Annotated in this window: 10 protein-coding genes; all 10 read right to left on the bottom strand. The window is 66.8% G+C overall.

Annotation, left to right across the window (positions count from 1 at the left end):
* Positions 1–63 precede the first annotated feature (63 nt).
* Complete coding sequence (ftsZ, locus tag DL238_RS08215; protein WP_115491814.1) at positions 64–1779, bottom strand: cell division protein FtsZ; 1716 nt, start codon at positions 1777–1779, stop codon at positions 64–66.
* 132 nt (positions 1780–1911) lie between these two features.
* Entirely contained in the window at positions 1912–3162 is a 1251-nt protein-coding gene (gene ftsA, locus DL238_RS08210; protein WP_115491813.1) for a cell division protein FtsA, read from the bottom strand.
* Positions 3162–4073, bottom strand: coding sequence for a cell division protein FtsQ/DivIB (locus DL238_RS08205; RefSeq protein WP_115491812.1), 912 nt, complete (start codon positions 4071–4073; stop codon positions 3162–3164). Before DL238_RS08205 ends, ftsA begins: the two co-directional genes overlap by 1 nt.
* Positions 4051–5031, bottom strand: a complete 981-nt coding sequence (locus DL238_RS08200; RefSeq protein WP_115491811.1) for a D-alanine--D-alanine ligase — start codon at positions 5029–5031, stop codon at positions 4051–4053. Before DL238_RS08200 ends, DL238_RS08205 begins: the two co-directional genes overlap by 23 nt.
* On the bottom strand, positions 5028–5906 hold the full coding sequence (murB, locus tag DL238_RS08195) for a UDP-N-acetylmuramate dehydrogenase (protein ID WP_181883938.1): 879 nt from the start codon (positions 5904–5906) through the stop codon (positions 5028–5030). Before murB ends, DL238_RS08200 begins: the two co-directional genes overlap by 4 nt.
* 29 nt (positions 5907–5935) lie before the next feature.
* Complete coding sequence (gene murC, locus DL238_RS08190; protein ID WP_115491809.1) at positions 5936–7393, bottom strand: UDP-N-acetylmuramate--L-alanine ligase; 1458 nt, start codon at positions 7391–7393, stop codon at positions 5936–5938.
* Positions 7390–8598 (bottom strand): undecaprenyldiphospho-muramoylpentapeptide beta-N-acetylglucosaminyltransferase, encoded by a 1209-nt coding sequence (gene murG / locus DL238_RS08185; protein ID WP_115491808.1) that lies wholly within the window; start codon positions 8596–8598, stop codon positions 7390–7392. Before murG ends, murC begins: the two co-directional genes overlap by 4 nt.
* Positions 8595–9833, bottom strand: coding sequence for an FtsW/RodA/SpoVE family cell cycle protein (locus tag DL238_RS08180; protein WP_115491807.1), 1239 nt, complete (start codon positions 9831–9833; stop codon positions 8595–8597). The genes murG and DL238_RS08180 overlap by 4 nt, the downstream gene beginning before the upstream one ends.
* Positions 9834–11141, bottom strand: coding sequence for a UDP-N-acetylmuramoyl-L-alanine--D-glutamate ligase (gene murD, locus DL238_RS08175; RefSeq protein WP_115491806.1), 1308 nt, complete (start codon positions 11139–11141; stop codon positions 9834–9836).
* Positions 11138–12208 carry a phospho-N-acetylmuramoyl-pentapeptide-transferase gene (gene mraY, locus DL238_RS08170; RefSeq protein WP_115491805.1) on the bottom strand — a complete coding sequence of 357 codons (1071 nt, stop codon included), beginning with the start codon at positions 12206–12208 and terminating at the stop codon, positions 11138–11140. The genes murD and mraY overlap by 4 nt, the downstream gene beginning before the upstream one ends.
* Position 12209: the final 1 nt, after the last annotated feature.

The following is a 12209-nucleotide window of genomic DNA, read 5'->3' as shown; positions in this document are numbered from 1 at the left end:
GATAGTGTCGCGCGGCGCGGCTGAACAGCCCCTTGCGGGGTCCGCAGCCGCACTCCGGCGCGATTACTGGTTGTTCTGCCGTCCAAGAAAGCGCGGGATATTGAGCGACGAACCATCGTCGTCGTCATCATCGTCCCCGTCGTCCGGTGCCCCGCTGCGCGACAGCTTGGCCATGCGTTCGAACAGCGTTCCACCGCCGCCGCCCTGCGGCAGCGGGGGAGCGGGCTTCTTCGGCCCGCCCTCGTCGCCGGACACCAGACCGCGACGGCGCGAACGACCGGGCTGCGGCTCCGGCGCCTCGGCGGGGGCGGCATTTTCGCCAAGCTTAAGCTCGTTCTCGTCGTCGTGCTCTTCCGCCTGCGGCATGGAACCGAGATCGAGCGTATCCTCGTCGTCGCCCCATTCTTCGTCGCCCTGCTCGGCTGGCTGCTCGTCCCTCGCCGAGGGGCGCGAGAACGGCGCATCGCCAGCGCTATCGGCAGAATCGGACGCGCCGAAGCTGCGCTCTTCCTCGTCGGCATTGCGCAGGCCGGCCAGCGGATCGACGATATCGTCGACATCGTCGCCGTCCTCTTCCCGATCAGAATCGTCGATGGTCTGCGAGCCTGTGTCTTCGCCCCTGCGGCTGTCGGACGCAGCAGAACTGTCGAAGGACTGCGGCATCGACGGGCCATCGCGCACCGGTTCGCGCTGCGGCTCGGGCGAGGACTCTTCGTTGGCTTCGGTCAGATCGAGCGCGGGCCGCCTGGCCGGGCGCGGTTCGGGCGCGCGGGTTTCGAGCGAAGCGCGCGGGATCGCGGGCTGGCTCTCCGAACCATCCTCTATCCCCGTCGCGACCACCGAGACGCGGATCTTGCCTTCGAGGTTCGGGTTGAAGGCCGAACCCCAGATGATGTTTGCATTCTCGTCGACCAGTTCGCGGATGTGGTTTGCGGCTTCGTCGACTTCGAGCAGCTTCATGTCCTCGCCGCCGATGATCGAGATGATGACGCCCTTGGCGCCCGCCATCGATACGCCTTCGAGCAGCGGATTGGCGATCGCCTGTTCGGCAGCCTCGCGGGCGCGATTGTCGCCCTCGGCCTCGCCGGTGCCCATCATCGCCTTGCCCATCTCTTCCATCACCGATTTCACGTCGGCGAAGTCGAGGTTGATGAGGCCCGGCATCACCATCAGGTCGGTGATCGAGCGCACGCCCTGCTGAAGCACCTCGTCCGCCATGCGGAAGGCTTCCTTGAAGGTCGTTTCCGGCTTCGCGATCAGGAACAGGTTCTGGTTGGGGATGACGATCAGCGTGTCGACGTTGCGCTGCAATTCCTCGATTCCCGCTTCGGCGGCGCGCATCCGGCGCGTGCCTTCGAACAGGAACGGCTTGGTCACCACGCCCACGGTCAGCACGCCCTTGCGCCGGGCCGCCTCGGCAATGACCGGAGCGGCGCCCGTGCCCGTGCCGCCGCCCATCCCGGCGGCGATGAAGCACATGTTCACGCCTTCGAGCGCTTCCTCGATCGCCTCGACCGTTTCTTCGGCCGCCGCCTTGCCCAGTTCGGGCCGCGCGCCCGCGCCAAGCCCGCCGGTGCTTTCCGGGCCGAGCTGGATGCGGTTTTCCGCAGGCGAGGTGCTGAGCGACTGGGCATCGGTGTTGGCGACGATGAAGTCGACACCTTCGATATCGGCTTCCATCATGTTGGCGATGGCGTTGCCGCCCGCTCCGCCTACGCCGATGACCGTGATCCGGGGGCGCAGATCGTCGGAGGGGTCGGGGCCGATATTGATACTCATAGGGTCTTCCTTACGTGAAACCGCTCTCTTGCCGGTTTCTCAATACATTCGTTTGGCAGAAAACTCGGGGATATTTAATCGATATGCCCGATCTTTTCCACATCACTGGTCCCTGGCGCACAGGCTCCCGGATCAGAAATAATCGCGGCCTGCGCGCCAAACGCGGTTGACGAGGCCCATGCCGGTCAATCGCGTATGCGACTGATACTTGGCCTTAACGGTCCGGATGTCGACCGGGTCCTTCGCGGCATAGAGACACAGGCCCACCAGCGTCGAAAAGCCGGGCGTCGCATGCGCCGGCGGCAGTCCGCGCAGCACCTGCGGCTTGCCGATGCGCACCGGCCGGCCGAGCGCGTTCTGCACGAATTCCGCGCTGCCCGCGAGTTCCGCGCCGCCGCCTGTCAGCACTGCGGGACCGCCCTTGGCCCCTGCGAAGTCCATCGCTTTGAGCGATTTGCCGATCTCGTCGGTCAGTCGGCCGAGCTGCTCGGTCACCACCGCGACCAGATCCGCCCGGTTGATCGATCCGGCACGCGGATCGCCGTCGGGATCGACCGGCACCTGCTCGCGGTGGTCGGACGGGCTGGCGAGCGCGGATCCGGACACGCATTTGAGGCGCTGGGCATGCTGGCGGCGGATGCCGAACGTGCTGGCTATGGCGTCGGTAATATCGCCCGAGCCGAGCGGAACGGCGCGCATCGCCTGGACCATGCCGTTGCGAAGCACCGCCACGTTGGTCACATCGCCGCCGATTTCGATCAGGGCCGTGCCCAGCTCGCGCTCCTCGGGCGTCAGCGATGCATGGGCCGAAGCGATCGGCGCGGCGACCACGCCTTCCACCGTCAGGTGCGCGCTCTGCACAGCGGTGATAATGTTGCGGATCGGCGCGCCATCGGCGAGCAGGATGTGGACGTCGACGCCCAGCTGCTCCGCATAAAGGCCGACTGGATTGGCGACGCCATGCGGCCCGTCGACCGAGTAATGCGCGGGCTGCGCATGCAGCACCATGCGCCCGTCGGGCTCCAGCGTGTCGCGCGCGGTCACCAGCAGGTGGTCGACATCCTCTTCCTCGATCCGGCGGCCGTGGATCGGGATTTCGACGCGCGAGATGCGGCTCGCCAGCCCTGCGCCCGCGCATCCGACCCACACGCTCTCGATCCCCGTCCCGGCGTCCTTCTCCGCCCGCTCGACCGCTTCGCGGATCGCGTGGGTCGCCGCCTTGCTGTCGGTCACGTAGCCGCGGCGCACGCCCGCGCTGGCGCGGTGCGAGGAGCCGAGGACGATCATCTCGCCCCCTTCGGTCAGGCCCATGATCATCGCCGAGACCCTGAAAGACCCCAGATTGACCGCGCCGAAGACGCGCGCGATGCGTGCCGTACCCATTATTCCACACTCCCTGCGTTGCCCGCGAAGCGATCGGCCCGGCCCGGTTCGCGCAGGACGTAGCGGTCGGGCACCCGCAGATCGATGACGGTCGCCTTGCCGCCGAGCAGGCGATAAAGCCCGTCGAGCTTGGCAAAATCGATGAAAGCGGCCGCAGCCTCCTCCTCGCCCTGTGGCAGCGCGAGGATCTGGCCGGTCTTGAACACGATGTTCCAGCGCCGCTCGCCGATCCGGTGCGCGCTCGCGATCTGCGGCTGGAGCGCCGGCGCGGCGGCGATGATGCGATCAAGCGAGTCGATCTGGGTCGCGGCGCCCGCGCCCGAAATGCGCAGCATGCCTTCGGCCGCATCCTCGCCGATCGGGTCGAGCTCGATGCCGTCGCGATCGATCAGCACCAGCCGGTCGGGCTTCACCAGCACGGCGTGCGGGGTGCGTTCCTCGATATCGATGACCAGCTTGTCGGGCAGCTGGCGCGAGACGCGCGCTTCGGCGACCCACGGCATCTGCGTCAGGTCCGCGCGGATCGCCGCGAGGTCGAGCAGCGGCATCGGGGTGCCGCGATGCTCCATCACCTCTTCGTAGATCTTGAGGCGGTTCATCCGCTCGACCCCGGTCAGGTCGATCGTGCGCATCTGGAAGCCGGCGGCGCCTGCGGTCGACGCCATCTGCTGGTGGAGCAGCGCGGGCACGCCCGCCGCGCTCGCGACCCACCACGCAAGCGCCGCCGCGCCTGCCAGGATCAGGGCGAGGAAGCCTCCCTGCAGCTGGCGCTGGCTGATCGGCAGCGCGGAAAGCGCGGTGTCGACCGCGCCCTTGCCTTGCCGCTGCGCCGCGCGCGCCTTGGACGCGCGGCTGCGCGAGTTGGCCGCGCGGCGAACGCCCTGTGCCTTACGCTTGACCTTGCGCGCCATCGTCTCCTCCGGTGTTGGCGGGAGCATCGGCCCCCAGGGCATCCGCGATAATCGTCTCGACCAGATTCTCGTAGCTCATGCCGACATGCCTGGCCTGCTCGGGCACGAGGCTGAGCGGGGTCATCCCCGGCTGGGTGTTGGTCTCGAGCACGAAGAGCCCGTCGGCGCCCTGTTCGTCGTCCCAGCGGAAATCGGTTCGACTGGTGCCCTTGCAGCCGAGAATGCGGTGCGCATCGAGCGCGTAGCGCAGGCACAGCTGTTCGATCTCTTCCGGAATCTCCGCCGGGCAGACATGGCGCGTGCGCCCATCGGTATACTTGTTCTCGAAGTCGTAGAAGCCGCTCTCGACGATCAGTTCGGTTACGCCCAGCGCCTTGCCGCCGACCACCGCCGTCGTAAGCTCGCGCCCGCGGATATAGGGCTCGGCCAGCAGTTCGCTGAACTCCTGCCACGGGCCCTTGGCATCGCGCGCGATCGGGTTTCCGTAGTTGCTTTCGTCGGTGACGATGGCGACGCCCACGGACGAGCCTTCGTTGACCGGCTTGAGGACATAGGGACGCGGCAGCGGATCGCGGTCGTACAGATCGGCGCTCTTCACGATCCGCCCGCCGGGCATCGGGATGCCGCGCGGGACGAGCGCCTGCTTGGTCAGTTCCTTGTCGATCGCGATCACCGAAGTGGCGAGGCCGCTGTGGGTATAAGGCACGCCCATCAGATCGAGCATCCCCTGCACCGTGCCATCCTCGCCCGGCACGCCGTGGAGCGCATTGAAGACGACGTCAGGCGCGGCCTCGGTAATGCGCGCGGCAACCTGCCGGTCCATATCGATGCGGGTAACGCGATGTCCGCGGGCTTCGAGCGCCTTGGCAACCCCCTCCCCGCTCATCAGCGAGACGGGCCGTTCATTCGCCCAGCCGCCCATCAGGACCGCGACGTGGAGTTTCTTCGACAGGATCATTTGCGTCCCACCCGCTGGATTTCCCATTCGAGCTCGATGCCCGAGTTTTCACGCACCTTGGCGCGGACATCCTCGCCCAGCTGCTCGATATCGGCGCTGGTCGCGTCGCCGGTGTTGATGAGGAAATTGGTGTGCTTTTCGGAAACCTGCGCACCGCCGCGCATCATTCCGCGACAGCCCGCCGCATCGACCAGCTGCCACGCCTTCTCGTCCGGAGGGTTCTTGAAGGTCGAGCCGCCGGTCTTGGTCCGCACGGGTTGGCTATCCTCGCGGGCCTGCGCGATCCGCTCCATCTCCGCGCCGATATCCTCGGGGTCGCCCGCCTTGCCCTTGAGCCTTGCACCGACCACCACCGCGCCCTCGGGCAGCTGTGAGTGGCGATAGGTGTAGCCAAGCTCCGCGACCGGAAGCGTCGCCAGCGATCCGTCGCGCAGCACGACGTCGCAATCGACCAGCACATCGGCCGTCTCGCGCCCGTAGGCGCCGCCATTCATGCGGACGAAGCCGCCCAGTGTGCCGGGAATACCGCGCAGGAACTCGAGCCCCGCAATGCCGTTGTCGCGCGCGGTCGAGGCGATCAGCACGCCGTGCGCGCCCGCACCGCAATCGAGCGTATTGTCGCCCCGGTTTTCGATCTTCGCGAAGGACTTGCCGAGGCGGATCGTCACGCCGGGCACACCGCCATCGCGCACGATCAAGTTCGATCCGAGGCCCAGCGGCATGAGGGGCACAGACGTATCTAGAGCGCCTACAAACGCACACAGGTCGTCCACATCGGCGGGTTCGAACAGCCAGTCGGCGGTTCCGCCCGCCTTGAACCAGACGAGCTTGGCCAGCGGCGCATTCTGCGTCAGCTTGCCGCGCACATCGGGCATGGTTTCGGGAGAGAGGATGGCCGTATCGCTCACGCGGTCACCTGCTCGCGCTGGGCCTGCAATTCGTCGGGCAGCCTCGCCGCCCACTTGGTGATGTCGCCCGCGCCCAGGCACAGGACGAGGTCGCCCGGCTGCAATTCGGGCGCGAGGGTGCGCACGAGGTGCTCGCGATCCTCGATCGTCTGGGCGTGGCGGTGGCCGAGCGACTTGATACCCTCGACCAGCGAGCTTGCATCGGCACCATCGATCGGGTCCTCGCCCGCTTCGTAGACCGGCGTCACATAGACCTGATCCGCCTCGTTGAAGCAGCTCTGGAAATCGCCCATCAGCTCGTTGAGGCGCGTATAGCGGTGCGGCTGCATCACCGCAATTACGCGCCCGCCCTCGACCCCCGAGCCCACGCTTTCGCGCGCCGCGGCGAGCACCGCGCGGATTTCCACGGGGTGGTGGGCGTAGTCGTCGATCACGGTCGCAACGCCGCCATCGGCCTCAACCGTGCCGACCTTGGTGAAACGCCGCCGGACGCCGCCGAAATTGGCGAAACCGTTGCGGATCACATCGTCCGAGCAGTTCATTTCGAGGCTGACCGCGATCGCCGCGAGCGCGTTCTGCACATTGTGCCTGCCGGGCATTGGCAGGAACACGTTCTCGATCCGCCGGTCCTGCGCCTGGTCCCTCGGCCCGCGCTGGCGCACGATCACGTCGAAGCGGTTGCCGCCCGGCTCGGGCGTGACGTTGACCGCGCAGATATCGGCCTGGAGCGAGAAGCCGTAGGTGATCACGCGCCGGTCGCGCACCTGCCCGATCACTGCCTGCACTTCCGGGTGATCGACGCACAAAATCGCCGCGCCGTAGAAGGGCACGTTGTGGATGAACTCCACGAAGGCGCGCTTCACGCCGTCGAAATCGCCGTAATGCTCGAGATGTTCGGGATCGATATTGGTGACGACCGCGATCGTCCCGTCGAGGCGCAGGAAGCTGCCGTCGCTCTCGTCCGCCTCGACCACCATCCAATCGGAATCGCCGAGCCTTGCGTTGGAGCCGAACTGTTCGATCACCCCGCCATTGATGACGGTCGGGTCGATCTCACCGCAGTCGAGCAGGCCTGCGATCATGCTGGTCGTGGTCGTCTTGCCGTGCGTGCCCGCCACCGCGATGGTCGACTTGAGGCGCATCAGTTCGGCGAGCATTTCGGCGCGCCGCACCACGGGGATGCGGTTTTCGAGCGCGGCCTCGACTTCCGGGTTGGTCCGCTTGACCGCGGTGGAGGTGACCACCACCGCCACACCGTCCACATTCTCGCGCGCATGGCCGATCGATACCTCGATGCCGCGCTTCTTCAGCCGCTCCACTGCGGGGCTTTCGGCAATGTCGGAACCCTGCACCTGATAGCCGAGATTGTGCATCACCTCGGCGATGCCGGACATGCCGATCCCGCCGATGCCGACGAAGTGGATCATTCCGATATCGGTGGCGACGCCCTTCATGCCTGTCGCTCTTCCGCGACGTCCTTGGCCGCGCCCTGCCCCACGGCAATGCCCTGCGACGCGCCGCGTGCGTTGTTCTTGCCCACGCGGATGACGTCCATCATCTCAGCCCCGCCGAAGCTTTCGACGAGGTCGGCCAAGTCCTTGACCGCATCGGGGCGACCGCAATTCCACGCCTTGTGGGCTGCGGTGCCGAGCGTGCCCGAGCGCTGGCTGAGTACCTGGATCTGCCGCGCCAGTTCCTTGGGCGTGAAGGAACTCTGGCGGATCATCCGCGCCCCGCCCGCTTGCACGATTTCGCGCGTGTTCGCCGCCTGGTGATCGTCGGTCGCGATCGGCAGCGGTACGAGGATCGCGGGGCGGCCCACCGCAGTCAGTTCGGCAATGGTCGAGGCCCCGGCGCGCCCGATGAACAGGTGCGCATCGGCCAACCGCTCGGCCATGTTCTCGAAATAGGTCGCCAGCTCGGCTGGAATCTCGTGGTTGCGATAGCGTTCGCGCACCGCGCCCACATCCTCCGGGCGGCACTGCTGCACCACCTGCAGGCGCTGACGCAGCGCGGGCGGCAGCATCGCCAGCCCGTCGGGCACCGCCTGCGCCAGAATGCTTGCGCCCTGGCTGCCGCCGGTGACCAGCACCTTGAGCAGGCTGTCTTCGGTGAAGGTCGGGAAGGGTTCCTCGCGCAGAGCCAGCACTTCGGCGCGCACGGGGTTGCCCACCAGATGCGTCTTGCGGTTCCAGCTCGACTTCAGCCGCGCGATCTGCGGATAGGCCGTCGCGATCGCGGCGGCGCGCGGGGCAAGCAGGCGGTTGACCCGGCCCAGCACCGCGTTCTGTTCGTGAATGATGCTCGGCACCTTGGCACTGCGCGCCGCCAGCAGCGCGGGCAGCGTCGGATAGCCGCCGAAGCCGACGACCGCGCTCGGCTCGAAGCTTTCGAACAGCTGCTTCGCCATCTGGCGGCCTTCCATCACCTTGGCCGCGCCCTTGATCCAGCGGATCGGGTTCTTACCGAAGCGCCCCGCGGGCATGATGTGCGCGGGCATGAAGTCCGGCTTGCCCGGGATGTTCGCCCCGCGCTCGTCGGTGATCAGCGCAACGTGATGGCCGCGCCGCTCCAGCTCGTGCGCCAGCGCAAAAGCCGGCAGCATGTGGCCGCCGGTGCCGCCCGCGGCGAGCACGTAATGTCGATTGGCCCCGCTCATGAATTCCTCTCTTTGTCGAAGAGACCCCGGTCCTTCTCGAACAGGGGCTTGCGAAGGCCTGCGGTTTCCCGCGTCAGGAACGGGTTGCGCCGCGTCAGCGCGAGCAGCAGGCCGAAGCCCATGCATACCGCGATCGTGGACGAGCCGCCATAGCTGACCAGCGGCAGCGTCATGCCTTTCGACGGGAACAGCGACAGGTTGACGAGGATGTTGATGAAGGCCTGCCCGCCCAGCTGCGCGGTGAGGCCCGCGGCGGCCAGCAGCGCGAAGAAATTCTCCTCGCTCGCCACGCGCGCCAGCACCCGCAGCACGATGGCGAGGAACAACAGCACGATCCCGCCGCAGGCAAGCAGGCCGAACTCCTCGCCCACGACCGAGAAGATGTAGTCGGTCTGCGCTTCGGGCAGGCGGAACTTCGCCCGGCCGACCCAGAAGCCGACCCCGTCCCAACCGCCTGCCAGCAGCGTTCGCTGGGCAAGGTCGACCTGGTCGAAATCGGTCCCGCCGAACAGCCAGGAATCGATCCGGTGACGGGCATTATCGTAGAACGCGTAGGCGAGGCACAGGCCTACGAAGCCACTCGCGATCATCGCCGCGACGTGGCGGAAGGAGACCCCGCCCAGCAGCACGAGCACGAACCACACACCCGCGAACAGGATCGCGTCGCCGAGATTGGGCTGCGTCATCAGCAGGATGACAACCATCGCCAGCGCTCCGGTGACGAGGGCGAAGACCGGCATCTGCGGGTCTTTGAGCCGCCAGCTCATGATCCATGCCAGGGTCACCGCGAAGCCGGGCTTGAGGAATTCGGACGGCTGGAACCGGAAGCCGAGGTTGAGCCAGCGCCGCGCGCCGTTCACCTCGTACCCGACGAAGGGCACCAGCACGAGCGCGGCGACCATGGCTATCGAAAGCAGGATGGCAAAGCGTCGCGCTGTCTCGCGGTTCAGCATCGACAGGCCGAGCATCATCGCGATCCCGAGTGCGAGCCAGCGCAGGTGCGCCCACAGGAAGTAGAGCGGCGGCAGCGTCACCTCGTCGCTCGACAGGCGATCCGCCCCGGCGGGCGAGGCGGCGGAGATCGCGGCGCAACCGACCGCCATCAGGATGACGATCAGGCCGAGGAGGACGTGGTCGAGCTCGCGCCACCAGATCTTGGCGCGCGCACGCCACGGCAGCTTGCTGCCGCGTGCCGACAGGTCGTGAGACAGGGCGGTGGCGGGAGCGATGTTCATTCAGATGCCCTCCCGGAAGGTGATGGCGTGGACCAGTGTGCGAAACTGGTCGCCGCGATCCTCGAAATCGCGAAACTGGTCGAAGCTGGCGCAGGCGGGGCTCAGCAGCACGGTCTCGCCGCCGCGCGCGACCTGCGAGGCAAGCTCCACCGCTTTTTCGAGCGTGCCGCACCGGCTGACCGCGCAATGCGGCATCAGCGCTTCGGCAAAGGCATCGCCCGCCTCTCCGATGGTGTAGGCGGCGGTGACGCGGTGCATGTGCTGCTCGGTTTCGCCAAGGCCGGGCTCCTTGGCCTTTCCGCCGACGATCCAGTGGATCTTCTCGAACGCCGCCAGCGCGGGCGCGGCAGCGGCGGTGTTGGTCGCCTTGCTGTCGTTGACGTAGAGCACGCCGCCAAGCTCGCCGACCCGCTCCATCCGGTGGGGGAGGCCGGGGAAGGTGCGCAGACCCCCGCGAATTTGCCCTTCCGACAGGCCTAGAATGTCCGCAACCTCGATCGCCGCTGCTGCGTTCTCGCGATTGTGCGGCCCCTGGAGCGATGGCCAGTCGTCCCGATCGCCGGCTTCGAAGCCCCGGTTCTCCAGCACATCCTCGAGAATGCTCGCGATCGAGCCTTCCGCGAACTGTCCCAGAAGCCGCGCATCGGTGAACCGGGCAATGGAATTCTGACCCTGCGTCTGCATCGCGAGCAGGCGCGATTTGCTCGCCGCATAGGCTTCGAAGCTGTCGTAGCGGTCGAGATGATCGGGCGTGATGTTCAGGAGCACCGCGACGTCGCAAGCGAGGCTGAAGGTCAGGTCGATCTGGTAGCTCGACAGCTCGAGCACATAAACGCCGCCTTCCGGCAGCGGCTCCTGCTCGAGGATCGGGAGACCGATATTGCCGCCCATCGTGGTCGGCACGCCCGCTTCTTTCAGAATGTGATGCACCAGCGCGGTGGTGGTGCTCTTGCCGTTGGTGCCGGTAATACCGACGACCTTGTGCGGCGGCAGGGTCTCACGCGCCTGGGCGAAAAGCTCGATATCGCCGATCACCGGCACTCCGAACCTGTCGGCATGCGGCTTGATCGGGTGGGTGTTGAGCGGGACGCCGGGCGAGACCACCACGCCGTCGAAGCCGGTCAGGTCGACCTCGACCGGATCGGCCAGCGTCACGCGGCCCTCGAAGAACGCGCGCGCATCGTCGCGCTCGTCCCATGCGGTAACGTCCGCACCCGCCGCCAGCAGGGCGTTAACCGTCGCCCGCCCCGACCTCGCGAGGCCGAGGACCGCATATTTGCGGCCCTTCCAGGCGGGGTTCGTGATCACCGCAGCTTCAGCGTGCTCAGCCCGACGATGGCAAGCACGATGGCGATGATCCAGAAGCGGATCACGACCTTCGTCTCGCTCCAGCCGAGCTGTTCGAAATGGTGGTGGACGGGCGCCATGCGGAATATGCGCTTGCCCGTGCGCTTGAACCAGAAGACCTGGATGATGACGGAGAGCGCCTCGAACACGAACAGCCCGCCGACGATGGCGAGCACGATTTCATGGTGGCTGGCGACCGCGATCGCGCCCAGCGCTCCGCCGAGAGCCAGCGAACCGGTGTCGCCCATGAAGACGTTCGCGGGCGGCGCGTTGAACCACAGGAAGGCGAGGCCCGCCCCCATGATGCAGGCGCAGAAGATCGCCAGCTCGCCCGCGCCCTCGATATAGGGAATGCCCAGATATTCGCTGAAATCCGCGCGGCCGGCGAGATAGGCGATGATCGCGAAGGTGCCCGCCGCGATCACCACGGGCATGATCGCCAGCCCGTCGAGCCCGTCGGTCAGGTTCACCGCGTTGCCCGCCCCCACGATCACCACGGCAGCGAAGACGTAGTAGAACGGCCCGAGCGGGATCGCCTGGTTGGACACGAAGGGCACGTAGAGCCACGTGTTGATCTGGCTGACGATGATATAGGCCGCGATCCCGGCGACGAGGAATTCGAGCGCGAGGCGTACCTTGCCCGATACGCCCGCATGGCTGTTCTTCGTGACCTTGTCGTAATCGTCCATGAAGCCGATCGCGCCGAACCCGATGGTCACGGCGAGGCAGGCCCATACGAAGGGGCTGGACATGTCCATCCACAGCAGCAGGCTGAGCACCATCGCGACGAGGATCATCAGCCCGCCCATCGTCGGCGTGCCGACCTTGGCGAGGTGGGTCTTGGGCCCGTCCTCGCGGATCGGCTGGCCCTTGCCCTGCCGCACCCGCAGCAGCGCGATCAGCTTCGGACCGATCAGCAGGCCGATGAACAGGGCGGTGAGAATGGCCGCACCCGCACGAAACGTCTGGTAGCGGAAGAGATTGAAAATCCCTTCGAATTCAAGCCATTCCGCAATCAAATAGAACATT

Origin of the sequence: Alteriqipengyuania lutimaris (genome assembly GCF_003363135.1) — a bacterium.
GTDB lineage: Bacteria > Pseudomonadota > Alphaproteobacteria > Sphingomonadales > Sphingomonadaceae > Alteriqipengyuania > Alteriqipengyuania lutimaris.
Note: the sequence above shows the minus strand (reverse complement) of the source record. Positions and strands in the feature narration are given on the sequence as shown.